Source organism: Collinsella aerofaciens, from assembly GCF_015558785.1.
In the GTDB taxonomy this organism is placed as follows: Bacteria; Actinomycetota; Coriobacteriia; order Coriobacteriales; family Coriobacteriaceae; genus Collinsella; species Collinsella aerofaciens_P.
The window spans coordinates 1-24,446 of sequence record NZ_JADMOP010000020.1; the positions used below are offsets into that span (position 1 = coordinate 1).

General features: G+C 60.3%; 20 protein-coding genes and 1 other RNA gene. 8 read left to right on the top strand and 13 right to left on the bottom strand.

Going from position 1 to position 24,446, the window contains the following annotated elements; translation table 11 throughout:
* Positions 1-653 precede the first annotated feature (653 nt).
* Positions 654-1,015: RNase P RNA component class A (gene rnpB, locus I2G40_RS08530), an RNA gene on the bottom strand.
* 327 nt (positions 1,016-1,342) lie between these two features.
* Positions 1,343-2,509, bottom strand: coding sequence for a 30S ribosomal protein S1 (gene rpsA, locus I2G40_RS08535; protein ID WP_022095232.1), 1,167 nt, complete (start codon positions 2,507-2,509; stop codon positions 1,343-1,345).
* 315 nt (positions 2,510-2,824) lie between these two features.
* Here rpsA and I2G40_RS08540 point away from each other — a divergent pair, with 315 nt between their 5' ends.
* A complete protein-coding gene (locus I2G40_RS08540; RefSeq protein ID WP_138374463.1) occupies positions 2,825-3,583 on the top strand; it encodes an HAD family hydrolase in 759 nt (252 codons plus the stop codon).
* A 189-nt stretch (positions 3,584-3,772) separates the two neighbouring features.
* Here the strand turns inward: I2G40_RS08540 and I2G40_RS08545 are convergent, their stop codons facing one another.
* On the bottom strand, positions 3,773-5,092 hold the full coding sequence (locus I2G40_RS08545) for an L-cysteine desulfidase family protein (RefSeq protein ID WP_195544799.1): 1,320 nt from the start codon (positions 5,090-5,092) through the stop codon (positions 3,773-3,775).
* A 271-nt stretch (positions 5,093-5,363) separates the two neighbouring features.
* On the opposite strand from I2G40_RS08545, the gene rpiB reads away from it, so the two are divergent.
* Positions 5,364-5,831, top strand: coding sequence for a ribose 5-phosphate isomerase B (rpiB, locus tag I2G40_RS08550; RefSeq protein WP_006234151.1), 468 nt, complete (start codon positions 5,364-5,366; stop codon positions 5,829-5,831).
* 151 nt (positions 5,832-5,982) lie between these two features.
* On the opposite strand, the gene ndk is transcribed toward rpiB, so the two are convergent.
* The 4 genes from ndk to I2G40_RS08570 all read right to left on the bottom strand — a co-directional run bounded on the left by ndk (position 5,983) and on the right by I2G40_RS08570 (position 9,952).
* Positions 5,983-6,387 (bottom strand): nucleoside-diphosphate kinase, encoded by a 405-nt coding sequence (ndk, locus tag I2G40_RS08555; protein ID WP_006234152.1) that lies wholly within the window; start codon positions 6,385-6,387, stop codon positions 5,983-5,985.
* A 385-nt stretch (positions 6,388-6,772) separates the two neighbouring features.
* Positions 6,773-8,203, bottom strand: a complete 1,431-nt coding sequence (argH, locus tag I2G40_RS08560) for an argininosuccinate lyase (protein WP_195544800.1) — start codon at positions 8,201-8,203, stop codon at positions 6,773-6,775.
* A 118-nt stretch (positions 8,204-8,321) separates the two neighbouring features.
* Positions 8,322-8,492: a hypothetical protein gene (locus I2G40_RS08565; RefSeq protein ID WP_158550218.1), complete on the bottom strand. Its 171-nt coding sequence runs from the start codon at positions 8,490-8,492 to the stop codon at positions 8,322-8,324.
* Between the two features lie 233 nt (positions 8,493-8,725).
* Positions 8,726-9,952: an argininosuccinate synthase gene (locus I2G40_RS08570; protein ID WP_195544801.1), complete on the bottom strand. Its 1,227-nt coding sequence runs from the start codon at positions 9,950-9,952 to the stop codon at positions 8,726-8,728.
* A gap of 554 nt (positions 9,953-10,506) precedes the next feature.
* Between I2G40_RS08570 and I2G40_RS08575 the strand changes: the two genes are divergently transcribed.
* Complete coding sequence (locus I2G40_RS08575; protein WP_195544802.1) at positions 10,507-11,334, top strand: Cof-type HAD-IIB family hydrolase; 828 nt, start codon at positions 10,507-10,509, stop codon at positions 11,332-11,334.
* 274 nt (positions 11,335-11,608) lie between these two features.
* Here I2G40_RS08575 and polA read toward each other — a convergent pair whose 3' ends face one another.
* Complete coding sequence (gene polA / locus I2G40_RS08580) at positions 11,609-14,359, bottom strand: DNA polymerase I (protein ID WP_195544803.1); 2,751 nt, start codon at positions 14,357-14,359, stop codon at positions 11,609-11,611.
* A gap of 166 nt (positions 14,360-14,525) precedes the next feature.
* On the opposite strand from polA, the gene I2G40_RS08585 reads away from it, so the two are divergent.
* Together I2G40_RS08585 and I2G40_RS08590 are read left to right on the top strand one after the other, a co-directional pair.
* Positions 14,526-15,923 carry an aminopeptidase gene (locus I2G40_RS08585; protein ID WP_195544804.1) on the top strand — a complete coding sequence of 466 codons (1,398 nt, stop codon included), beginning with the start codon at positions 14,526-14,528 and terminating at the stop codon, positions 15,921-15,923.
* A 100-nt stretch (positions 15,924-16,023) separates the two neighbouring features.
* Entirely contained in the window at positions 16,024-16,833 is an 810-nt protein-coding gene (locus I2G40_RS08590; RefSeq protein ID WP_195544805.1) for a YaaA family protein, read from the top strand.
* 23 nt (positions 16,834-16,856) lie between these two features.
* Here I2G40_RS08590 and I2G40_RS08595 read toward each other — a convergent pair whose 3' ends face one another.
* Entirely contained in the window at positions 16,857-17,372 is a 516-nt protein-coding gene (locus I2G40_RS08595) for a hypothetical protein (RefSeq protein WP_138112207.1), read from the bottom strand.
* A 171-nt stretch (positions 17,373-17,543) separates the two neighbouring features.
* On the opposite strand from I2G40_RS08595, the gene thiC reads away from it, so the two are divergent.
* Together thiC and thiD are read left to right on the top strand one after the other, a co-directional pair.
* Positions 17,544-18,878 (top strand): phosphomethylpyrimidine synthase ThiC, encoded by a 1,335-nt coding sequence (gene thiC, locus I2G40_RS08600; protein WP_006234165.1) that lies wholly within the window; start codon positions 17,544-17,546, stop codon positions 18,876-18,878.
* Positions 18,879-19,060: 182 nt separating this feature from the next.
* A complete protein-coding gene (gene thiD, locus I2G40_RS08605; RefSeq protein ID WP_195544806.1) occupies positions 19,061-19,891 on the top strand; it encodes a bifunctional hydroxymethylpyrimidine kinase/phosphomethylpyrimidine kinase in 831 nt (276 codons plus the stop codon).
* 60 nt (positions 19,892-19,951) lie between these two features.
* Here the strand turns inward: thiD and I2G40_RS08610 are convergent, their stop codons facing one another.
* From I2G40_RS08610 to I2G40_RS08625, 4 genes are all read right to left on the bottom strand, one after another.
* Positions 19,952-20,611 carry an SGNH/GDSL hydrolase family protein gene (locus I2G40_RS08610; RefSeq protein WP_195544807.1) on the bottom strand — a complete coding sequence of 220 codons (660 nt, stop codon included), beginning with the start codon at positions 20,609-20,611 and terminating at the stop codon, positions 19,952-19,954.
* Positions 20,612-20,695: 84 nt separating this feature from the next.
* Entirely contained in the window at positions 20,696-21,847 is a 1,152-nt protein-coding gene (locus I2G40_RS08615; protein WP_195544808.1) for a TIGR02452 family protein, read from the bottom strand.
* Between the two features lie 137 nt (positions 21,848-21,984).
* Positions 21,985-22,680: a Bax inhibitor-1 family protein gene (locus I2G40_RS08620; RefSeq protein ID WP_195444397.1), complete on the bottom strand. Its 696-nt coding sequence runs from the start codon at positions 22,678-22,680 to the stop codon at positions 21,985-21,987.
* 83 nt (positions 22,681-22,763) lie between these two features.
* A complete protein-coding gene (locus I2G40_RS08625) occupies positions 22,764-23,066 on the bottom strand; it encodes a hypothetical protein (protein WP_229090731.1) in 303 nt (100 codons plus the stop codon).
* A 285-nt stretch (positions 23,067-23,351) separates the two neighbouring features.
* Between I2G40_RS08625 and I2G40_RS08630 the strand changes: the two genes are divergently transcribed.
* Positions 23,352-24,401 carry an inorganic phosphate transporter gene (locus I2G40_RS08630; protein WP_006234237.1) on the top strand — a complete coding sequence of 350 codons (1,050 nt, stop codon included), beginning with the start codon at positions 23,352-23,354 and terminating at the stop codon, positions 24,399-24,401.
* Positions 24,402-24,446: the final 45 nt, after the last annotated feature.

Here is a 24,446-nt window from a genome sequence, read left to right on the forward strand (position 1 = left end):
GGCTACATGTCTCCGGTCGAGTTCAGGGAGGCGGGGCTGTCCCTCCCGGAATCGTCCAAATAGGTGTTGCCAATCCAGCGGCGTCCCGCTCGAGGTGAGGATGCACGGGAGGAAGGGGTCCGAGCGCCTGCTCCGGCGACGCGAGGAGATGCTCGCCAGGGGCATGCCCCAGGCGAAGGCGAACGCCGCCACCGCCGCCGAACTCGTGAGGTGGCTGTGGGCACTCGGCGCGATGTGCCGGGAGGCCGGCGAATAGACATAGCCCCCGTCCCGGCGAGCCGGGCAGCCTTCGGGGACACCCCCGTTCTCGCTGTGCGCGCGGCGGCCGCCGCATCCGCGTCGACAGACTTGGGGAACCCCGCCGAAGGAGAGGATTGCGGGCCGCCGGAGCGGTATCCGCGGATATGAGACTGAGCCGAAGGCGTCGACGACATGCCGGGGGCGGACCGGGACGGGTTCAACGGCAGGCCCCGCCGACCGATTGCAGGCGGTCGGCGGGGCCATTGTGGCTCTTGACAGCGGATTGGGTCATATGAGCGAGACGGCGTCAGCTGAGTCGATTTGGCCCGAAAGAGGAGGGAGCACGCCTTATGGCGGCGACCGACGAATGAGCGCCAAATCGGCCAGCTGACGCCGTCGCAGCGTCAACATAGTTGCTGAGTGGGCCTATAAGCCGGGTTCTGTCGTGAACGGTCATTTATCTTGTCTGCACGTTACCGTGCAGCTCCACGCACGCTACCCGAACGCGGACCGGGCCGGCCCATAGCGTTCCTATTCGCGCTTGCTCCGGATGGGGCTTGCCAAGCCGCCGTGTTGCCACGACGCTGGTGGTCTCTTACACCACCGTTTCAGCTTTTCCCTTTACGCCTTGCGGCGCAGGTGGGAGTCTTCTTTTCTGCGGCGCTTTCCGTCGGATCACTCCGCCCGGCCGTTAGCCGGCATCCCGCCCTCTGGAGCCCGGACTTTCCTCACGCGTACTGCAAACAGCACATCGCGCGACCGTCTGGCCCACTCAGCAGTGCAAGAGTGTAGCACACCGTTGCCGCAGGCAATGGCACAACACAAGCGTTCGACACGATAAACCAAGAACCACGCCATGCAGTACAATTGGGTTGTCGATGGGCAATGTCGTCAGTCGAGACGCGACCGCGCTCCGCACCCCTCCGTCTACTCGGTGCGTTCCCGCCTCCTCCCCGAGGCGGGATGTCGGCATTTTTTCATTCACCGACAACCCAATAGCCTGTGGACAGCCCGGGTAGCATCGCGTGCATCAGCAGCGAAAGCAAAAAGGGACCCGTCCATTGCGGACGGATCCCTTAAAACAAGTGATCGTCAAACCGATTTACTCGGCGTCGGTCTCCTCGTCCTTCTTCTCGGAAGGAAGCGGGGTAACCTCGATCTCGACGCCCAGAGTCTCAGCAGCGGACTTCATGGACAGAGAGATACGACGACGGTCGAGGTCGATCTCCATGACCTTGACCTGAACCTTGTCGCCCACGTGGGTGACCTGAGAAGGCTGGTCGACGTGCTTGTTGGCCATCTCGGAGATGTGCACCAGGCCCTCGATGCCCTCGCCCAGGTCGACGAAAGCGCCAAACGGGACAAGCTTGGTCACAGTGCCCTCGACGATAGCGCCGACGGGGTACTTCTTGACCAGTGCGCGCCACGGATCCTCGGTGGTCTGCTTGAGACCCAGGGAGATGCGCTCGCGGTTGAGATCGACGTCGAGAACCTCGACCTCGACCTCCTGGCCGACCTTGACAACCTCGGAAGGATGGTTGACGTGGTTCCAGGAGAGCTCGGAAATGTGGATGAGGCCGTCGATACCACCGAGGTCGACGAAGGCGCCGAAGTCGACGATGGAGGAAACGGTGCCCTGGAGACGCATGCCAGACTTGAGCTTGGACAGGATCTCGGAGCGCTCGGCCTTACGGGACTCCTCGAGCACGACGCGACGGGAGAGGACGACGTTGTTGCGGTTGCGGTCCATCTCGATGACGCGGGCCTCGATGCGGGTGCCCATGTAGGAGGTGAGGTCCTTGACGCGACGGAGGTCGACGAGGGAGGCGGGCAGGAAGCCACGCAGGCCGATGTCGAGGATCAGGCCGCCCTTGACAACCTCGATAACCTCGCCCTCGACGTTCTCGCCGGAGTTGAACTTCTCCTCGATGCGGTTCCAAGCACGCTCGTACTCGGCACGCTTCTTGGACAGGACCAGACGACCGTCCTTGTCCTCCTTCTGGAGTACCAGAGCCTCGATGGGATCACCGAGTGCAACGATGTCTGCAGGGTTAGCGTCCTTGCGGATGGACAGCTCGCGGACCGGGATAACGCCCTCGGACTTGAATCCGATGTCAACGAGCACCTCGTCATGCTCGATCTTAACGACAGTGCCGTTAACGAGATCGCCCTCATCAAAGTCGGTAATCGTACCGTCGATGAGGTTGTTCATCTCCTCCTCGTTGACATCGTCAAGAGAGAAAATGGACGAGTTCTGAATCTCACTCAAAGGTGGACCCCTTTCGAACTACGGGGCCCCGATTGCTAGGACCTACAGAAGGGTGCGACAAGCACACAACGTTTAGGAACACTCGGGAGCCGACAGATACTAATGTGACGCTTATGCAATCACGTTCGTATAGGTTACGGGGAAATGAGTTCGATTTCAAGCGTGAACTGCGATTTTTTACTCGTGTGGAGACTTTTTCGTAATCTTATGAACACACGTCTCCGCAACTTGACGATAACCAGCCAGGCATTCGGCTTTGGGGTAAAGTATCCGGAGCCAACGATTCTAGATCGATTTTTCGAGAAAGGTGCCCGCGTGCTCAAAGCAGTCGTTTTCGATATGGACGAAACGCTTCTCAGCATCAACCTCAACGCGTTCATCCTTCGCTATTTTAAGGATGTCTCTTCGATGCTCGCGGATATCGGGCGCCGCAGCCGCGGTGGCACGATGGCGCGCCTCGGCACCATCCTGGTCGACCTCAACGCCAATCGCCGCAGCGGCACGGACAACCGCACCAATCTTGAGTTTTACCAAGAAGAGGTCGAGCGCCGATGCGGGATCTGCCTCTCCGATCCCCTCATCTACGAGGCGTTTACCTACTATGACCGCGAAGTTCTTCCGTACAAGAACGACGATATCATTAACGCCCACGCCATGCCGGGCGCACACGCCGCGCTCCAGGCCGTACAGGACGCAGGGCTGCGCTGCGCGCTCTTTACCAACCCCAGCTTTCCCCAGGGGGCCATCGAGTGCCGCATGGGTTGGGGCGACCTGGCCGACGCCCCCTTTGAACTCGTGACGCACATGGGAAACGCCACCCGCTGCAAGCCCGATGCCACCTACTATCTAGAGCAGCTTCAGGTGATGGGGCTCGAGCCACACGAGGTCCTTATGGTGGGCAACGATCCCAAGCGCGACTTCCCCAGTCCCGCCTGCGGCATTCAAACTGCCTATGTTGGCCAGGGAAAACCCGGCCGAGCCACCTGGCGCGGAACCATGGAAGACTTCGCCCGCGACTTTAACGCCGTAATCGAAGCCTTCTACGAACACCAAGTAGCCGACGAACTGTCGTAGGACCCCTCGCTCCAAACCAAATATCGCCGCAGGTTGAGCACAAGTCAGCGAAAATGCCCCTAAGCGAGCAATGTGCCTTGAAAGAGGAGGGCATAGGCCTTCTGGCCATGCCCGACGATTGAAAGGCAGATTGCCGCTTAGGGGCATTTGCAGCGTCGACTGGTTACGCGGTTTGGTAAAACCGCGTAACTAGCACACCTGGGTTTTGCCGATCATGATGTTGAGGATCTCGATGTCGGTGTCCTTCATGCCCACGCGGCCTACGTAGCCCATACTGGCGATTGTCTGCTCAACGGTATCTTGGATCAGGCCCTCGCCGGCGCGGAAGCCGCGACCCTGCATGGCCATATCATGGCCCAGAATCGCCGCATCGACGGCAGCCGAGATCTTGGCGGCACAGCTCGCCTTGGCGCCGTCGCACACGATGCCGCCCACGTTACCGAGCGTGTTCGAGACGGTCGCGCCAATCTGTTCGCGCGTGCCACCGCACAGCCAGGTAATCGCAGCGCCGGCGCCGCACGCAGCGCAAATAGCACCGCAAAACGCCGAAAGCGCACCAATATAGCTCTTGATATGCACGGCGATAAGATCGGACAGCATCACGGCGCGCACCAGGCGCTCGTGGTCGCAACGCAGGTACTCGGCATACTCCATGACGGGCAATGCGCAGGTAATGCCCTGATTGCCCGAGCCACACACAATGGCGACCGGCAGCGCGCAACCGTTCATGCGGGCGTCGGACCCGGCGGCCGCACGGGCACGGGCGCGGCAGGCGACGTCATCGGCACGAGCACCCAGCAGCGTACGGCCCACCTCGGCGCCCCAAGCGTGCGCGAGACCCTCGGCACTGATCGCGCCATTCAGCTCAATCTGACGCTCAACGGCAGCGCGGGCGTCCTCAATGTCACCGTCCTCGATAAAGTCGATGATGGTCTCGATCGACATGGGCGTGTCGGCGTTATCTGCCGCACGCTCGGCCACCACGCGCTCGGCGCAGGCGGCGCACTCCCCCGCCGACTTACCGCATACCGGAATACCGTCGAGCGTATGGCACGTGACATTAGTGTGGTGATCGGTAATCTCGACGACCGCGGTATGGCCCCCGGCCGTGGCAGTCACCTTGATGTAGAGGTTGGGCACACCCTCGACAAGCGATACATCGCAGTAGTCGGCGTCGGCGAGGAGCTCGGCCACGCGAGCACGGTCTTCATCGTTAACGCTCTCGAGCACCTCGAGCGCGCTTTTGGCGTCGCCGCCCACGGCACCCAGCACGGCCGCGGCTTCAATACCGTGCATACCGCCCGAGTTGGGCACGGTCACGCTCTTAACGTTCTTGATGATGTTGCCCGAGCAGGCAACATCCATATGATCGGGCTCGTAACCGAGCGTCTGGCTCGCCAGCGCTGCTGCATAGGCAACGGCAATGGGCTCGGTGCAGCCGAGTGCACAGACAAGCTCGCGGTTCAAAACATCGCAAAACGCGGCATCACGAAGGGAATCGGTAGGCATAGGTATCTCCTGCTTGCATAACGGGCTTGGCTCTCAAAAATAGTTAGCTCCTTTATTTGATAACAATGCATCAAAAACTGCAACCATGGTTCCGGCGGACGGCGCTCAAGCACAAACTGACAGCATTCATTCATGAGAAGCCGGTCTTGTTGCATGCTAAAGCGTTTGACCAAAAAACGCCCGAGCGTTTACGCAAAAGTCGCGCTATCATGCAGTCGAACGCGGTAAAACCTTTAGCATTTGCGCCGCACAGACCAGAGAGGAACCACTCATGAAGATTGGTATCGGCAACGACCACGCCGCCGTCGAGCTCAAGAACATCATCTCCGAGCACCTGAAGGAGCGCGGCTGCGAGGTCGTGAACTTTGGCACCGACACCTCCGAGAGCTTTGACTACCCCATCGCCGGCTACAAGGTGGGTAAGGCCGTTGCCAACGGCGACGTCGACCTGGGCATCCTCATCTGTGGCACCGGTGTCGGGATTAGCCTGGCTGCCAACAAGGTCGAGGGCGTACGCGCCGTCGTGTGCTCCGAGCCCTTCAGCGCCAAGCTCTCCCGCATGCACAACAACACCAACGTGCTCGCCTTTGGTGCCCGTGTCGTGGGCTCCGAGCTCGCTAAGATGATCGTCGACGAGTGGCTCGACGCCGAGTTTGAGGGCGGCCGTCACGAGCGTCGCGTTAACCTCCTCAACGAGATCGATCACACGCGCGGCCTCAAGGTCGTCGACGAGGCCTAAACCACTCAGTGCCACAAGCTAACAGCAGGGGCCCGCTCGGAACTCATGACCGAGCGGACCCCTTCATAGATTTTGGAATAAAAGGGCGCCGCGGATGGAGTTCCGCGGCGCCCAAGCCACACGCTAACAGCTTTAAGGAGTCAAAGCTGGTTTAGCCAAAGAAGCGCTTGATCTCAATCTCGGCGTTCTCCAGGCAGTCGGAGCCGTGGATCACGTTGGCGTTGACATCGACGGCAAAGTCGCCGCGGATGGTACCAGGAGCAGCGTCAAGCGGATTAGTAGCGCCCATGAGGGTGCGCATCTTAGCAACAGCGGAGAGACCGGAAACGACCATCTTGACGACCGGACCGCTCGTCATAAAGTCGCAGAGACCGCCAAAGAAGGGCTTGTCGGCCAGATGGGCGTAGTGCTCCTCGACGGTAGCGCGCTCGAGCGTGGTCATCTCCATGCGCTCGATAACAAGGCCGCTGCGCTCAATGCGAGCAACGATCTCGCCGATCTTGCGGTCGCGCACGGCGTCGGGCTTAATCATGATGAAGGTCTTCTCGATAGCCATAAAAGTAGCCTTTCAAGTAGGTTCGCGCGTGCCCAAGTCCCATTCCGGCACCCGCCTGGACTGCATCGTAACAGAGTTTTAGCTGCAGTTAAACAAAAAGCTGTTTATTGAAACGTTGCAATTTATTAAAGCGCTCCATATGTGTCACTTCTGTTTCGAAGCCCGATTAGAGTACCATCCGACCGCCCATCAACCGCGCCGAACAGAGCAGGCGGTCGGTTGCCGCCCGCGAACGTATCCCCTTCACAACCTGCCCAAAGGTCCTACAGAAGTTCTCGACAAGCCCCTCCCCCATAGCAACAAAATACGGGCTCCCACATCAGCAGGCGCCCGTAAAGCGAAAACGATTTATCAATAAATGGACAATACGTCTTCAGCCAAACCTCTACTTTGCCCCGTGACCCATCTCGACGACCTTGGTTAGCGATCCAAACACACCTTCATCGACCACGAGCTGCGCCTCGGCACGCTGCAGCTGCACGGCAACGGCGGCAGGGGCGGTGCCGCCCTCGGTCGTGCGCGCGGCGACAATCGACGGGATGTCGAGCGCCTCGGTAATGTCGTGCTCAAAGAGCGGGCTTGCCTCCTGGAACACCTCAAACGGCAGGTCCTCAAGATTGCAGCCGCGCTTCTCACACATCAGAACCAGATGCCCCACCACGGCATGTGCCTCGCGGAACGGCAGGCCACGCTTGGCCAGGTAATCGGCAACATCGGTAGCGGCAAGGTGCCCCACGCCGCACTCGCGCGCCATGGCATCCTCGTTGACGGTCCAAGTCGAAATCATTCCGGCCATAACCGACAGGCACTGCAAGAGCGTATGGGCGGTATCGAGCGCGCCCTCCTTGTCCTCCTGCAAGTCCTTGTTATAAGCAAGCGGCAGGCCCTTCATGGTCACGAGCAGCTGCACCAGGTTGCCATAGACACGGCCGCTCTTGCCGCGAATAAGCTCGGCAAAGTCGGGATTCTTCTTCTGCGGCATGATGGACGAGCCGGTGGAGTAGGAGTCTGAAAGCGTGATAAAGCCAAATTCGGAGCTCGACCACAGCACGATCTCCTCGGAAAGACGCGACAGGTGCATGGCCATGACGGAGCCAGCGTAATGCAGATCGAGCAGGAAATCACGGTCGGAAACAGCATCGAGTGAGTTAGGAATCACGCCCGCAAAGCCAAGTTCGGCAGCCGTCATCTGGCGATCGAGCGGATAGCTCGTACCGGCAAGCGCGGCAGCACCCAGCGGGCAGTTGTCGGCGGCATCAAAGGCGGCCTTCAAGCGTGTAAAGTCGCGCGCGAACATCCAGGAATACGCCAGCAGATGATGCGAGAGCAGCACGGGCTGAGCGTGCTGCATATGCGTGTAACCCGGCAGAATCACCTTGTCGTACTTCTTAGCCGCATCCACCAGCACATGGCGCAGCTCAAGATTGGCCTCCATGAGCTCCTTGGCCAGCGCCTTGACGCCCAGGCGCGTGTCGGTCGCCACCTGGTCGTTGCGCGAACGTCCGGTATGCAAGCGCTTACCGGCCTCGCCGATGCGACGCGTCAGCTCGCTCTCGATGGACATATGAATGTCTTCGTCGTTGATGTCGAAGGTGAAGTTGCCGGCATCGATATCCTGTTCGATTCCGGTCAGGCCCTTGGCAATCGCCTGCTCGTCCTCGGCACTGATGATGCCCTGGGCCGCCAGCATTTTGGCATGCGCCTTAGAGCCTGCGATATCCTGCTTATAGAGATGTTTGTCGGCCGGCAGCGACGCGCCAAACTCCTGCGTGACCTCGGCCACGCCTGCCTCAAAACGACCGCCCCAAAGAGCCATGGAACCGTCCCCTTTCTCCAAATACCAAAACAAGCGCCCAAAGCAATGCGCCATATCGCTAAAGCGATTTTTCAACCGCTAGTTTTACACATTCCCCACCGTGTGCGGAGCCATGTAGCTAATTTGCAAAGAAGTGACGCGCCATGCACTTGGCGCCCAACGTCTCCCTCCGGATGTTGCCCTGCGAACCATCGATCCAGGCCTTCAGGCTCATAGGGACGTCCTCGACCCTTGCAGCATCGAACTCGGGCGCGAGGGCAAGTAAAGCATGCGCGATAGCATTGAACATAATGGATACTCCTCATATATATAGGCGCAGAGCCGCCAAATTGATAGAAGGAGCCCCGCCGGAGAACCCCGGCGGGGCTCGGACTCAGCCACAGTCGCGGCATCATATATGCGGGCGGAACGTAGGGGCCACCGATGTTAAGAAGTGTCAGCAAGCATAACGAAAGGTAGGGACCCCGTGCGCCCGTTATGTATCACGCGGATGGGCCGCGCGGATACCAAGGGAAGGAGGCGCTAGGCCTGGGCGGCAGCAGAGCTGGGGCCCTGGACCTTTGCCCACGTCTTGAGTGACAGCGTATCGATCTCGATAAAGCCGGCGCTGGCCTTCTCGTCAAACGTAGTGTCGCGGTCGTAGGTAGCCAGACCGTAGTCATACAGGCTAAACGGGCTCTTGCGGCCGACGACATGGCAGTTGCCCTTAAAGAACTTCAGACGGACGGTGCCGGTCACGAACTTCTGGGTGTCGGCCATAAAGGCGTCGAGCGCGTTTTTGAGCGGGCTGTACCACTGGCCGTTGTACACGGCGGTGGCCCAATCCTGCTCGAGCTTGATCTTGGTCTTGAGCAGGTCGCCCTCGACGCAAATGTCCTCGAGCGCCTTGTGGGCGGTGATGAGCGTCAGGGCGCCGGGAACCTCGTAGCACTCGCGGCTCTTAAGGCCCACCAGGCGATCCTCGACCAGATCGAGACGGCCAAAGCCATTGTCGCCGGAGATCTTGTTGAGGGAGATGACAATCTCGGAGAGCTTCATCTTCTTGCCGTCGACGGCGACGGGCTTGCCGGCCTCAAACTCAATCTCGGTGTAGGTCGGGGTGTCCGGCGTGTCCTCGGGGTTCTTAGTCATAACCCAAGCGTCATCGAGCGGCTCGTTCCAGGGATCCTCCAGGTGGCCGCACTCAATGGCACGACCCCACAGGTTGTCGTCGATGGAGTAGGGGTTGTCGTTGGCACCCTCGGGAACCGGCACGTTGTGGGCGTGGGCATAGGCGACCTCGTCGGGACGGCACTTCAGGTCCCACTCGCGAACCGGGGCGACAACCTTGAGCTCGGGGTCGAGGGCCTTTACGGCGGCCTCAAAACGGACCTGGTCGTTACCCTTGCCGGTGCAGCCGTGGGCGACGTAGGTAGCGCCAAACTCGTGGGCGACCTCAACAAGCTTCTTGGCAAGCAGCGGGCGAGACAGGGCGGAGAGCAGCGGATACTTGTTCTCGTACATGGAGTTTGCTGCGATGGCCTTAGTCAGGAACTCATCAGAGAACTCGTCGCGCAGGTCGAGCACCTGGCAATCGAGAACGCCCAGGTCGAGCGCCTTCTGCTTCTTGGCATCCAGTCCGGTCTCTTCCTGGCCCACGTTGCCGCAGACACAAACGACATCGAGATTCTTCTCGTCCTGGAGCCATTTGACACATACGGATGTATCAAGACCACCGGAATATGCGAGAACGACTTTTTCCTTGCTCATGGCTGTTTCCTTTCGCCCTTGGTAGCTAGTTAGAACATCGGTCAGTTGCAAGTCACCTTGAGGTCAAAAACCGTGCAATATCAGGTTAAATAGCAAAAATCAGCACATACATGCCCTAGAAACATGCAGCAATGTCGTGCTAAAACCCAACGACCTCAAAATGACTCTGTTGAGGCAATTCGCCCCATGCGGACAGAGACGATTGCTATCGTCGTCGGGAAATTGCGCGCTGGCGTCGGATGGCATTGTCTGCAGTGGTGATGATCGTTACGAACTGCATCTGCCTCTCCTTTCACCTATCGCCGGGCGCAATTCTAATATCGTAAACGGTACCTTTTCCTCGGTAAGCGGTTGTTTTTCCGTCTCCGTTTTCGATGGTCGCTATATTACGCTAAAGTGCCCGCAGCACAAGCGACAAATTCAAATTTCTGAAAAGTTTTTTCATTACTTTGTGAAGCGTGATGCAAATACGCACCATTCCTGCGAAAATACGCTCGACTACTAGTTGATGGTTATAACGTCTGAAACAATCTCGAAACGAAAGGCGCATTTTTATGCAAACTTACGAATCGGACGCCAACATCGGCAACATTAAGATTCTCGCCGTCGATATGGACAAGACGCTGCTAACCGACGAGCGTGTGCTGCCCCAGGGTCTTGATGAGCGCCTGGACAAGCTCGCCGACGCCGGCATCGTATTCTGCCCCGCCAGCGGACGTCCCGCCCCCAAGCTCGAGGAGATGTTCGAGGGCATCAAGAACCGCCTCGCCTTTTGTCCCGACAACGGAGCTTGCGTGATCTATCGCGACGGCTATATCTATAAGAGCAATATTGACGTGGAGCTGTATCAGCAGGTCTTGAACCGTGCCTCGGAGGATCCTCGCGCTGTCCCCGTCCTGTGCTGCTTCGACGAGTTCTACGTGCTTGCCCGCGACCATCAATACCACGACGAGATCAGCGTCTACTACAACACAATCAACTACGTCGACAGCTTTGAGGGCATTGATTTCGAGTCCAACAAGATTTCGGTCTTCTTCCCCGGCTACGACGCCGAGCCCGCTTTCCGCGAGACCTATAGCCCCGAGTTCTCGGACAAGCTCTACGTCACCAACGCTGGGCGCGAGTGGATCGACTTTATGAACCTGGGCGTCGACAAGGGCGCCGGCGTCGCTCACCTGTGCGAGCACCTGGGCATCGATATTGCCGACGCCGCCGCCGTGGGCGACACCTACAACGACATCCCCATGCTCGAGCGCGTCGGTCACAGCTTTATCGTGGACAACGCCGAGGAGCACATGAACGCGCATGCCAAGTGGCGCATTCCGAGCAACAACGACGGGGGCGTACTGACGCTCATCGACGCCATCTTGGCGGCTCGTTAACGTGGCTCGTCGGACCTGGCCGGGCGACGCGGGTAAGTTTTTCGTTCGGTCAGGTCCTGGGCTCGCTCGAAGAGCACATTCAGTGCTCTTCGGCTCGTGCGGAATCTACGAAAAACTTACCCGCGTCGCCCGGCCAGGTCCTAGGTTTACTTGCTTGCCGCCTAGATGGCGTCTTGGCGTCTAGATACTTGGCTGATTTTTTGGAATGAAGGGGGCTCCTTGTTGGCAAGGAGCCCCCTTCTGGTTTGGTTACTTTAGGGTTGTGGGCACTTCCCTATTTGGCATCGGCCCAGGTTATGCCGGTGCTGGCTTCGGCGATTAGGGGGACGCGGAGGTCTACTACGTGTTCCATGACGTCGCGGACCATGGTGGTTAGGCGCTCGACTTCGTCGACGGGGCACTCAAAGTCCAGTTCGTCGTGTACCTGCAGGATCATGTGGGCGGCAAAGCCTTCTTCTTCCAGGCGACGGCTTACGCGGGCCATGGCGATCTTGATGATGTCTGCTGCGGTGCCCTGCATGGGATGGTTCATGGCCGTGCGCTCGCCAAAGCCGCGGAGTTGCGGGTTTTTGGCCTTGAGCTCGGGAATATGGCGTCTGCGGCCATACATGGTCTCGGCGTAGCCCGTCTGCTTAGCACGCGCCACCACGTTGTCGAGGAACGTGCGCACGCCCGGATAGGCCTCGTAGTAGCGGTCGATCATGTCGCGCGCCTCGGCCATCGAGATATGCAGCGACTGCGACAGACCGTAGGCCTGCTGGCCGTACACGATGCCAAAGTTCACGGCCTTGGCGCGGCTACGCAAATCGGGCGTTACCTCGGACACGGGAACGCCAAACACACGCGCGGCCGTCTCGGCGTGGAAGTCCTCGCCCTCGTTAAAGGCGCGCACCAGGTGCTCGTCACCCGAAAGATGCGCCAGCAGACGCAGCTCGATCTGCGAGTAGTCCACCGCCAAAAAGACGCTTCCCTCGCCTGCCGAAAACGCCGTTTTGACGGTGCGGCCCAGCTCCGAGCGCGTCGGGATGTTCTGCAGGTTCGGGTCGCTCGAGGACAGACGCCCCGTTGCCGTGATGGTCTGGTTGTACGTGGTGTGCACACGACCGTCACCACGGCGCAGCGGGCCCAGCGTGTCCAGATAGGTTGACTTGATCTTGGACTTCTCACGCCAGTCCAAAATCAGGCGCACGATCTCGTGGTCGCGGGCAAGATCGCTCAACACCTTGGCATTGGTCGAATAATAGCCGCGCTTAGTCTTCTTGAGGCCCTTGGTCGGAAGCCCCATCACATCAAAGAGCACGTGCGACAGCTGCATGGGACTACCGATGTTAAACGTCTCATCACCCGCCAGGTCGCGAATGCTGCGCTCGACCTCGGCAATCTGGGTCGCCAGACCCTCGGACAGACTGTGCAGGCGCTCGGGGTCCACGAGCATGCCCGCGCGCTCCATCTTGGCAAGTACCGGAACGAGCGGCATCTCGATGCCATCGAACACGTTGGCGGCGTTCTCGCGGGCCATGCACTCGCGCAACGGCGCCACGAGCGCCAGCGTCAGAGCCGCAGTACGGGCGGCAGGTGCCGGAGCGTCCTCGCCGGCACCCTCTGCGCCGCGCGCCGCAGGCAGCGCCATCTGCAGATACGTATCGGCAAGATATGCCTCATCGAACTCGGAGCGGTCGGAATCCAGCAGGTAGGCGGCAACCACGGTATCGAAGATGCGCGTAGAATCGACTGCCAGCGGATCCATGAGCTCGGGCTCAGAAGAATCGATGGGCGAAAGCTCGTGCAACAGCACCTTCATATCCGGGCTCGCCACGCGACCCTCCATAAACAGACGCGCGAGCACGCCAGCAATCACGCCGTGGACGAAGTTGAAGCCCTCAACCTCAGCCGCCGCGCAGCTGTCGCCCTCCTCGAGCGCGAAGAGGCCCTTGGACGTCGCCAACCACAGCGTGCGCGTCAGTCCAAAGAGCGCGCCCTCTTCCTTGTCATAGTCCACCACGGTGGCGACCCACTCGCCCGCCTCGATCGCACGCGAAACCTCGGACGCCACGTCAGCAAGCGCCTCGGCATCGCCGGCAGCGGTGCGCTCAATCGTGGGCATCTCAAACGTTCTAGCAGCGGCAGCAGCGCCACCCTCGTCACCGATCAGCGCCAAGAAACGGTTCTGCATGGCGGTGATGCCGAGCGTACCCAGTGCCGCGGAAACCTCATCGGCAGAATACGCCGGGAAGGACGTCGCCTCAAAATCGAGTTCAACGGGCGCATCGGTGCGGATGGTCGCGACCTTGCGGCTCAGCAGAGCATCGTCGATGTGTGCGCGCAGGTTTTCGCCCATCTTGCCCTTGACCTCGTCGGCATGCGCGATGACCTCGTCCAGGCTACCGTACTGCGCAATGAGCGCGCTCGCCTTTTTGGGGCCGATGCCCGGCACGCCGGGGATGTTATCGGACGTGTCGCCCTTCAGACCATAAAAGTCGGGCACGAGCGCCGGCGTGATGCCGTGATACAGATCGTCCACGCTCTCGGGCGTCATGATCGCCACGTCGGACAGGCCCTTGCGGGTCGAGACCACGTTGACGTGCTCGGTCACGAGCTGATACATATCGCGATCACCGGTCACCAGCAGCATGTCGCAGCCGGCCTCCTCACCCAGGCGCGCCATGGTTCCCAGGATATCGTCGCCTTCCCAGCCCTCAGACTGCAGAATCGGCACGTTGAGCGCACCGAGCAGCTCCTTGATCATAGGGAACTGCGCATGCAGATCGGGGTCCATGGGCGGGCGCTGCGCCTTATACTGCGGCAGCATCTCCATGCGCACGCGCGGCTTGCCCTTATCAAACGCCACGACCACGCCGTCGGGGTTAAAGGCATCGATCATCTTAAGAAACATGTTCAGGAAGCCGAAGATCGCGTTGGTGGGGCGACCGTCCGGCGCGTTCATAGTCGGCGGCACGGCGTGGAAGGCGCGATGCATGAGCGAGTTGCCGTCGATAACGGCAAAGGTGCGGCGCTTGTCAGACATATTGAATACCTCGCTTTAGGCTGGGCACGGTTTGCTCACTCCAGTTTACACGCTCCCCGCCCCGCGGCCACCTCACATCAAGCTCCCCCGCCACCGTGAGCCCGCGCGTGATACGATGGCTCACGGTACATCAACCAGCACGATCGATCCGAAAGGAGCCTGCGTCATGGAGCGTCCCTGCGCATGGAAAAAGTACACGCCACAGCAAGTCGAGGAGCTCGAGGAGCTTTGCCGCGGCTATAAGCAGTTTTTGAGCGAGAACAAGACCGAGCGCCTGTGCGTCAAGACCGGCATCAAGATGGCCGAGGAGGCGGGATACGTCGACCTGGAGACCGTGATCGCCGAAGGCCGCGAGCTCAAGGCAGGCGACAAGGTGTACGCCGCCAATCACGGCAAGGACCTCATGCTCGTCAACCTGGGCAACGCCCCGCTCGAGCAGGGCTTTAACATCCTGGGCGCCCACGTGGACTCGCCGCGCCTAGACCTTAAGCAGAACCCCGCCTTCGAGGCCGGCGACATGGCTTATCTCGACACGCACTACTACGGCGGCGTCAAGAGCTACCACTGGGTGGCCTCCCCGCTCGCACTCGTGGGCGTCATCTGCAAAAAGGACGGTACCACCGTCGACATCAATATCGGCGACAAGGCCGACGACCCGGTCTTTACCATCTCCGACCTGCTGATCCATCTCTCGAGCGAGCAGATGTCTAAGCCTGCCAAGGACGCCGTCGACGCCGAGATCCTCGACGTGATCGTGGGCGGCCGTCCCGTCAAGTTCGATGAGGACGACAAGGACGCCCCCAAGGAGCCCGTCAAGCAAATGTTCCTGGACATCCTTAAGGAGCAGTACGACGTCGAGGAGGAGGACTTCCTCTCCGCCGAGATCGAGGTCGTGCCCGCCGGCCCCGCCCGCGACATGGGCCTCGACCGCTCCATGATTTTGGGCTATGGCCACGACGACCGCGTCTGTGCCTACCCCTCCATGCTCGCCCAGATCGACGTCGCCAACGTGGAGCGCACGAGCATCACGCTCATCGTCGACAAGGAGGAGATCGGTTCCGTGGGTGCCACCGGCATGACGAGTCGCTTCTTCGAGAACACCGTCGCCGAGATCATGATGCTCGCCGGCGAGGACAGCCCGCTGGCTCTGCGCCGCGCGCTCGCCCGCAGCCGTATGCTCTCCTCCGACGTGTCCGCCGGCTTCGACCCGGGCTATGCCGGCAAGTTCGAGACCAAGAACGCCGCCTTCATGGGTCGCGGCCTGTGCTTTAACAAGTACACGGGCAGCCGCGGCAAGGGCGGCTCTAACGACGCCGACGCCGAGTATGTGGCCCTCGTCCGCGACATCATGGACGAGGCCGGCGTGGACTTCCAGACCTGCGAGCTCGGCCGCGTCAACGCTGGTGGCGGCGGCACCATCGCCTACATCATGGCCAAGTACGGCATGAACGTCATCGACTCCGGCGTTGCCGTCCTGTCCATGCACGCCCTGTGGGAGGTCGCCAACAAGGCCGACATCTACGAGGCATATCGCGGTTACAAGGCCTTCATCGAGCGAGCCTAACCAACCCTTCATCAGTTGCGGTGAAATACGGACTAAACTGGCCCATAAACGGCCAAAACAGACCGTATTCCACCGCAACTTTTTTGGCAGAGGAGAGTCCATGCTGCAGGTCATCATTTCGCCCGCCAAGCAGATGCGCGCGGCCCAAGATGCTTTTGAAGTCCTGGGCATCCCACCCTTTGTGCGCGAGACGGCTCGCCTCCACCGCGCACTGCTAGATATCGAGCGGAATGAAGGCAGCGGCGGCCTGCAGGCGCTGTGGAACGTGAGTGACAAACTGCTGGGGCCTTGCCTCAACACCCTGCATGAGTTCGGGCCCATCCTGAAAAGCGGCGATCTCGACAATCCCGCACTCGCTCGCCACCTCTCCCCTGCCGTCATGTCCTATCGCGGCATTCAATACCAGAGCATGGCATCCGAGGTGATGGATTCAACGCAGCTCGCATGGCTGCAAGACCATCTGTGGATCCTCTCCGGCCTCTACGGGTGCGTTCGTCCCTTCCATGCCGTCGAACCGTATCGGCTGGAAATGGGCGCGAAGCTCGCCGTTGACGATGCCCAAGACCTCTACGCGTTTTGGAGCGACAAGCTCGCGCGGGCTATCGCCCCGGCAGGCTCAAACACCACGATCGTCAACCTCGCCAGCGTAGAGTATGCCAAAGCCGTTCTGCCCCACCTCGCGGACGACGCCACGGCCGTCACATGCCTCTTTGGCGAGGGCATCCGCAACGGGAAGCCCATCCAACGGTCGACCGCCAGCAAAAAGGCGCGCGGCTCCATGGTGCGGTGGATGGCAGAAAACAAGCTCGAGGATGCAAGCGAACTCACCGCATTCAACATCGGCTATCGGCACATCCCCGAGCTTTCAGACAAAAACACCCTGGTTTTCATGAACGCGCAGGCACAATAGGCCCGCCGTTTCCAAACACCCCATTACTCCGCCAAGCCATCGGCCTTTGCAATCTCGCTCGTCGAGCCATCTTGGTAGGTAATCTTAACGTGCTCCACCTCGGATACCGCAGCGCCCGCCGGGGGCTCCAAGCGCCATTCCGTCAGCGCAATGTCCATGGTCGTGGGCACGTCCCCTTGATCTTTGAGCTTCACCGTCAGCGTTTTGAGCGTCGCATCAAACGTCACGCGTTCGATTTCTTCGCCCGGAATAGACCCGCCGCTCAGCTGCAGCTGCACAAACTCGTCGCGCGGATACCAATAGTCGCCCGGTGCGGCAACCGTGTTGCCACCAGAAACTTTCATGGTCATAATCGGCAGGCCCTCGTCGGCTTCAAACCCCCAGGTAGCGCCGCCAGGACCGCCGAACGTCCAAATACAAAAGGCAATCACCAGCACGGCAAGCACCGCAAAACCAATCGCAACCAACCCATGGTGCGCACGGCTTTCCTCGGCCGATACATCCCATTGCGTCTCTCGATATAGATGCTTGTCTTCCATGTACGCCTCCCCACAGGCACGCTCGTTAGGCCAATCGTACCCATTCGAGCTATACTTGAGCCCATTACATAAACGGGGAGCTTGCAGGACAAGACGGCAGGCTGAGATTGGGCGCGCCCGCCCTGACCCGCAAACCTGATATGGGTAATGCCAACGAAGGGAGCCGTGCCAATGAGCACACAGACCGAGCCCAAGCTCGTCACGCAAATCGACTTCGCCCGCGCCGGGCAGATCACACCGCAGATGAAGGAGGTCGCCGAGCGCGAGCATCGCGACCCCGAGTACATCCGCGAGCGCGTGGCCGACGGCCGCATCGCCATTCCCGCCAACATCGTGCACATCAAAAAGGGCATGCGCGCCTTTGGCGTCGGCGAGGGCCTTTCCACCAAGGTCAACGTCAACCTGGGCATCTCGGGCGACAAGGCCGATGCCGCCGAGGAATGGAAGAAGGTCAAGATCGCCGAGGACTTTGGCGCCGACGCCATCATGGACCTCTCCAACTCGGGCAAGACGCGCCAGTTCCGCCAGCAGCTCATCGACGAGACACCGCTCATGGTAGGCACCGTCCCCATGTACGACGCCATCGGCTACATGGAAAAGCCGCTGGTCAAGCTCACCAAGGACGACCTGTTCGAAGTCGTGCGCGCGCATGCCGAGGACGGCGTGGACTTTATGACCATCCACTGCGGCATAAACAAGTCGGTCACCAAGACCTTTAAGGAGACCGGCCGCCTGATGAACATCGTGAGCCGTGGCGGCTCACTGCTGTTTGGCTGGATGGAGGTCACCGGTAACGAGAACCCATTCTATGAGTTCTACGACGAGTTGCTCGAGATTTGCCACGAGTACGACGTGACGATTTCGCTCGGCGACTCCTGCCGCCCGGGCTGCCTCTACGACTCCAACGACGCCACCGAGACCGCTGAGATGATCGAGCTGGGCAAGCTGTGCAAGCGCGCTTGGGCCGCCGGCGTCCAGGTCATGGTCGAGGGCCCGGGTCACATGGCGCTCGACGAGATCGCCGCCAACATGAAACTGCAGAAGCGCCTGTGCCACAATGCCCCGTTCTATGTGCTCGGGCCGCTGGTGACCGATATCGGCGTGGGCTACGACCACATCACCGCTGCCATCGGCGGCGCTATCTCCGCCAGTTCCGGCGCCGACTTCCTGTGCTACGTGACGCCGGCCGAGCACCTATGCCTGCCTAACGCCCAGGATGTGCTCGACGGCCTCATGGCCACCAAGATCGCCGCACACGCCGCCGACATCGCCAAAAAGGTGCCGCACGCCCGCGACATGGACGACAAGATGGGCCAGGCACGCCGCAAGCTTGACTGGGACGCCATGTGGGAGTGCGCGCTCGACCCGGTTACGGGCAAGAAGCGCTACGAGGAGTCCCCCGCCGCCACCGAGGGCACTTGCACCATGTGTGGCAAGATGTGCGCCGTCCGCACCGTCAACAAGATCTTCGAGGGCACCACGATCGACCTCGGCATGGAGGACTAACCCTGTCGCCGCGGCCGCCTCTGGCGGCGAGCTGGTGCCTGTCAATTGTTGACGTGTGAACATTTGCTTGCATTTGCGTAAAGATTGCATCGCCCGCCCGGGTTCGACATAGAGTCGGCCCTGGCATCTTTATAATGCTGGCTTAAAGACCCATTTGATTCCGACCGAACAAGGGAGCGAACATGGATCGTAGTAAGGTACCTACCGTCCTGTCCATCGCGGGATCCGATTCCAGCGGTGGCGCCGGCATTCAGGCCGACATCAAGACCATCACGGCGCACCGCCTGTATGCCGAGACGGCCATCACCGCCATCACAGCGCAAAACACACTGGGCGTCACCGCCGTGCAGGATATCTCACCAGATATCGTAGCCGCGCAAATTGACGCCGTTTTTGACGATATCCGCCCCAGCGCCGTCAAGATCGGCATGGTTTCTTCTGTCGAGATTATCGATGTTATCGCCGACCGCCTGAGCGCCTGGAACGCGACAAACGTGGTAGTCGACCCCGTCATGGTAGCCACCTCGGGCGCACGGCTGATTGCCGAAGATGCCGCCGAGGCGCTCACCCGCCGCCTGTTCCCGCTAGCGACGGTTATCACGCCCAATATTCCCGATGCCATGGCGTTGCTCGATTATGAGGTCGATTCCGAGCGCACTCAGCAAAATGCCGCCATGCTTCTCACCCGCCGCTTTGGCTGCGCGTCTCTCGTTAAGGGCGGGCATTTTGTCAACGAGGCCAACGATGTGCTAGCAGAGCCCGCGCCGCTCGATGACGAGGGCAACCACCTGGGCGATCCGCTCACCACGTGGTTCCGCCACAAGCGCATCGAGACCGGCAACACGCATGGCACCGGTTGCACGCTCTCGTCCGCCATCGCCTGCGCGCTGGCCCAGGGCATGGATCTTGCCGACGCCGTCAACGCAGGCAAGGCATACCTGACAGGCGCTCTGGCCGCCGGCCTGAACATGGGCAAAGGTTCCGGCCCCGTCAACCACATGTGGCAGTATTAAGATTCGCAGTCCAAGCCACCGCAAAGGCGCCCGCCCCCTTTGCGGTGGTTTGGGGTCGCGCTACTCTCCGAGCATCTCTTGGAGCTTGGCTGCCACGGCGTGACCCAGGCTCTCATGGCTTTCGGGCATCATATGCAGATAGTCGATATCGCCCGGCTCGGCAAAGTCGGCGGCATTCAAAAAGTCGCAGCCAAACTGCTCAGCCACATGCGCGTAGTACTCACCAAAATGTTCCGAGGCTTCTACGGAATGCTCGTCAAAATCGGTCATATATACGTCGGCGATCTGCGGCTTAATCTTGATAGGCGCCATCAGCAGAATGCGCGGACAAGGCGCAGCGTCGGTCCACGGAAACGCGCGGACGGCGCGAATCAGCGCCATGGCGCCACGAGCGATATCGGCAGCCGTCACGTTAAAGACCGTCTTGCAGTCGTTGGTGCCCAGCATGATCACAATGGCGTCCAGCGGCTTATGGGCCTCGAGCATCATCGGAAGCGCGCGAATGCCGTTAAGATTGGTGTCCAGATGGCACATGTCGTCGCGTACCGTCGTGCGGCCGTTGAGGCCTTCTTCAATTACATGCCAGCCCTCGCCTAAGTCACGTTGGGCCACGCCACACCAGCGCACATCCCGCGCATAGCGTACCGCGGTGCCGTCGCGCATGCCCGCCGGATCATAGCCGTAGGTATTGCTGTCGCCAAAGCACAGAACGTTTTTCATCGTAAGCCCTTCCTCTAGTAAAAAGAAAAAGTCGGCGGGAGCAGTCTCTCCCGCCGAATCGACCTATCTGTCAGCACATACCGATTACAGGTACTTGCGCCAATCGTCATCGTCTTCATCGTCCTCGGCGGCAGCCTGGACCTGCTCGGCGGCGCGGGCAGCCGCAGCGCGAGCGGCAACCTGGGCATAGGACTCCTCGTTGCGCTCGGGGAAGTTTGCCAGCACATGCTCGAACTTGGCAAAATCTTCGTCCCAGCGCGTAGAGGGCACGGCAAAAAAGACCTGCTTGACCTTAAAGTCGCCCGATGCGAGCTCCTTGCGGAAGAGCTCGGCCACGGCCTCGGCGTCAAAGCCGTTGTTGTCGCAGCCCCAAGCGCCCAGCACGAGCTTCTCGCGACCTAGCTCGTCGCAGATGGCAAGCACAAAGCGGATGCGGTCGCGCAGGGCATCTAGCAGAGCATCGTCGCTCACGCGATACTCCTGGCGGGCGCGCTTAACGTTGGGCGCGGCGGCCACGATCACGTCGGCGTATGCATGCACGTGGTTGCGGTCGAAGCGCACCGCAGGCACCACCAGCGCACGGTTTCGGTAAAGCTCGCAGTTGATGTTGCGGCGACGGTTCTCGCCGTACCATTTGCGCTGCTTATCGAGAACGTTGTACAGATACGAATCGGCGCACAGTGTGGCCTCCTGGCCCAGATAACCCTGAATATAGCCACCGCCCGGGTTGGTGAACGAGGCAAAGGCGAGCACGGCCATGTCGCAGAACTGCGCATAGCCACGACCGTTGTCCAAGATGGCCTGCGTGGCGGAGGCATCGAGCACGGTGACCTCAGGCAGGGACGCAGCAGGCTCCTCAGCAGGCGCGGACTCAGCTTCGGCGATTTCCTCGGCAGGCTCCTCGACGGGCTCAGGAGCTGCCTCGGTCTCGGGCGCTGCCTCGCTCTCGGGTGCCGCCTCGGTCTCGGCAGCCTCCGCGCCCTCGACGTCCTCGGCAACCTGTTCTTCGGTGGCCACAGCACTCTGGACCTTGGCCTTCATCGCCGCGACAAAGCCGGCAGGCATACCGTCAAACTCGCGAACACCGGCAAGCGAACGCTCGATATCCTTGGCGCACGCTTCGGACACAGTTGACACGTGACGCTCGGCGGCCTTGGCACGGGCCTCGCGCTTGGGATTGGGCTGACCCGCTCGGTTGGACCTGCGGTTACGGTTCCTGTTGTCGACGTCTGCCATACGTGGCCACCTTTCCTGTCGCTGCCGCTATCGGCTTTTCCCATCCATGATACCCCGCCGCGTACAAAAAAGACGGCCCCGAAGGACCGCCTTTCGCATCGATTTGCCCGCACGGCAAGCACCGCCGCAATTCGCCACTAGTCGCGACGGCCAAGGATGTTCAGGATGCGCAGGAACACGTTGATAATGTCAACGAACAGATTGGACGCCATGAGCACGGCGTTGGGCAGCGTAGGCGGCACCGTCGTGGCAACATAGGTGTCGTAGCCAATAAAGCCGGCGAACACCACGATCACGATCAGGTCGGTGATGGACTGCGAGACGCCCATGAACATCAGCACGATCTCAACCAGAATAGTGGCGAGCAGAATGCCAAAACCGATGCCATATACGCGCTGGAAAAACTTGGGGAAGGTCACGCCCAGCGCGCCAAAGACAAAGGTGATGGCGGCCGTGGCGATAAAGGCAGTGTTGATGGTGGGCAGGTCGTAGTTGGCAAGGCCAAACGACGCGGTCAGGCCAAAGGTACTCGCAAAGATTACGTAGCCCACAAGGGACAGGCCCACGGACTGCTTGCTGGCGGCGGCCGACATCATGACCATGCCGACGATGGTCAAAATAAACGAGCCAAAGACCAGCGGCAAGGCTGCGCCGCTCATCATCATGCGCGCAAACGACATGGTGCTCGTAAAGTAGGCGCCGGCGCCCATGGCGCAAAAGCCCAAGAAGATCAGGGCAGACATGACAAGGTTGTACGCGCGCGGCGACATCTCCTTGGCACGGCTTGCACCGGTCTCGATGGGGCCGTTCTGATAGCCCTGGATATCGTTCATACTTCGTCCTTTCACAAAGCGCCGTGAAAGACGGCGCAGCAGATGACAAGATTCCTGCCATTGTACCCGAACGCCGTGCGTCCTTACCTACGGCGCTCGCCCTCAAGCGTACGATCAAACGCCCAGACCCACCAACGCATCACGTGGGCCTGCGAGCCGTCCGGCCGTCCGTACGCCTGGTCCTCCAGATACAACTCGGTCGCGTGCCCGCCAAAACGCACCTTATAGGTTGCCGTACGAACGCCGTGGACCGTCAGGCCAAAACCAGTGGACGAGACGATCTCGTCAATCGTAAAGCAGCGACCGTCGACCCAGCAGACGGTAACCGGCACGACTTGTCCGCCCGCGAGGATGCGAGCCACGACGTCCACATACTGCTTGTGCACGCGCCGAGTTTTGCCATCTGTCTGTCGATATTCCATACTTCCCATTATCGAACGCATGTTTGCATATTGTAAAGCGAACAGACTGTGGTTTTGGAATGTCGGAGCGAACGCGCGTGTCCGCATGGCGTGATAGCAAAAAGAACACCCACGGTCAACAGGGCTAATATTCAATTTTAGTGCCAAAAAATTACTTCTCCCATCAGAACTCGGCAAAGAAACCCGCAGGAGGTGATACGATTTATCATGTTTTTGTAACGTGTCTGCAAACTTCGAGAAAGCCCATATATGGACGTAACGTTCTCAACTTTCCTCGGCCAAATTGTGTCGAACCCAGTCCTTGCCGTCACCGTGATCCTCGCGCTCGGCGCCATCTTCGTCAATGGATGGACCGACGCGCCCAACGCCATCGCGACCTGCGTCACTACGCGTTGCATGCCCGCCCGCGCCGCCATTCTCATGAGCGCCGCATTCAACTTCCTCGGTGTGCTCATCATGACGCACTTTAATGCGAGCGTCGCCAATACCATCTCGCATATCGTCGACTTTGGCGGAAACAGCACCATGGCGCTCGCCTGCCTGTGCGCGGCCCTGTTCTCCATCGTCGTCTACGGCGCCACAGCGTCGCGTTTTGGCATCCCCACCTCGCAAAGCCACAGCCTTATCGCCGGCCTGACCGGTGCCGCTATCGCCCTCGGCGGCGCGAGCAGCGTCAACGTCCACGAGTGGATGAAGGTCATCTACGGCCTGGCACTCTCCATCGGCCTGGGCTTTGTCATGGGCTGGGTCCTGTGCAAGCTCGTCTCGATTCTTTTCGCCGCCGCCAACAGGCGACGTGCCAATGTCTTCTTTAAATACGCTCAGATCGCGAGCGCTGCGGCCATGAGCTTTATGCACGGCGCGCAGGATGGACAGAAGTTCATCGGCGTGCTCTTTTTAGGCGTGGCCTTTGCCAGCGGCCAGACGAGCGTCGGCGATGCAGGCATCCCCATCTGGATTATGCTGCTGTGCTCGGCCACTATGGGCATCGGCACCAGCGTGGGCGGCGAGCGCATCATCAAGTCCGTCGGCCAGAGCATGGTCAAGCTCGAAAAGTACCAGGGCTTCTCCGCCGACCTGGCGGGCGCCGCGAACCTGCTGCTTGCCACCCTTACCGGCATCCCTGTGTCCTCCACGCACATCAAGACCTGCGCCATCATGGGCGTCGGTGCCGTCAAGCGCCTCTCGGCCATCAACTTCGGCGTCGTCAAGGACATGATGTTCACCTGGTTCTTCACCTTCCCCGCCTGCGGACTCATCAGCTTTGTCATGGCCAAGCTGTTCATGATGTTCCTCTAGTCAAACCGAACGTCCATCTGGACCGCAACACTTCGCCCACCCGTC

What these genes read in the sequence shown, in the direction of transcription:
- I2G40_RS08545 (WP_195544799.1), bottom strand. Translation starts at nt 5,092, where the DNA reads ATGCCTACCGATTCCCTTCGTGATGCCGCGTTTTGCGATGTTTTGAAC.
- rpiB (WP_006234151.1), top strand. Translation starts at nt 5,364, where the DNA reads ATGAAGATTGGTATCGGCAACGACCACGCCGCCGTCGAGCTCAAGAAC.
- ndk (WP_006234152.1), bottom strand. Translation starts at nt 6,387, where the DNA reads ATGGCTATCGAGAAGACCTTCATCATGATTAAGCCCGACGCCGTGCGC.
- argH (WP_195544800.1), bottom strand. Translation starts at nt 8,203, where the DNA reads ATGGCTCTTTGGGGCGGTCGTTTTGAGGCAGGCGTGGCCGAGGTCACG.
- I2G40_RS08565 (WP_158550218.1), bottom strand. Translation starts at nt 8,492, where the DNA reads ATGTTCAATGCTATCGCGCATGCTTTACTTGCCCTCGCGCCCGAGTTC.
- I2G40_RS08570 (WP_195544801.1), bottom strand. Translation starts at nt 9,952, where the DNA reads ATGAGCAAGGAAAAAGTCGTTCTCGCATATTCCGGTGGTCTTGATACA.
- I2G40_RS08575 (WP_195544802.1), top strand. Translation starts at nt 10,507, where the DNA reads ATGCAAACTTACGAATCGGACGCCAACATCGGCAACATTAAGATTCTC.
- polA (WP_195544803.1), bottom strand. Translation starts at nt 14,359, where the DNA reads ATGTCTGACAAGCGCCGCACCTTTGCCGTTATCGACGGCAACTCGCTC.
- I2G40_RS08585 (WP_195544804.1), top strand. Translation starts at nt 14,526, where the DNA reads ATGGAGCGTCCCTGCGCATGGAAAAAGTACACGCCACAGCAAGTCGAG.
- I2G40_RS08590 (WP_195544805.1), top strand. Translation starts at nt 16,024, where the DNA reads ATGCTGCAGGTCATCATTTCGCCCGCCAAGCAGATGCGCGCGGCCCAA.
- I2G40_RS08595 (WP_138112207.1), bottom strand. Translation starts at nt 17,372, where the DNA reads ATGGAAGACAAGCATCTATATCGAGAGACGCAATGGGATGTATCGGCC.
- thiC (WP_006234165.1), top strand. Translation starts at nt 17,544, where the DNA reads ATGAGCACACAGACCGAGCCCAAGCTCGTCACGCAAATCGACTTCGCC.
- thiD (WP_195544806.1), top strand. Translation starts at nt 19,061, where the DNA reads ATGGATCGTAGTAAGGTACCTACCGTCCTGTCCATCGCGGGATCCGAT.
- I2G40_RS08610 (WP_195544807.1), bottom strand. Translation starts at nt 20,611, where the DNA reads ATGAAAAACGTTCTGTGCTTTGGCGACAGCAATACCTACGGCTATGAT.
- I2G40_RS08615 (WP_195544808.1), bottom strand. Translation starts at nt 21,847, where the DNA reads ATGGCAGACGTCGACAACAGGAACCGTAACCGCAGGTCCAACCGAGCG.
- I2G40_RS08620 (WP_195444397.1), bottom strand. Translation starts at nt 22,680, where the DNA reads ATGAACGATATCCAGGGCTATCAGAACGGCCCCATCGAGACCGGTGCA.
- I2G40_RS08630 (WP_006234237.1), top strand. Translation starts at nt 23,352, where the DNA reads ATGGACGTAACGTTCTCAACTTTCCTCGGCCAAATTGTGTCGAACCCA.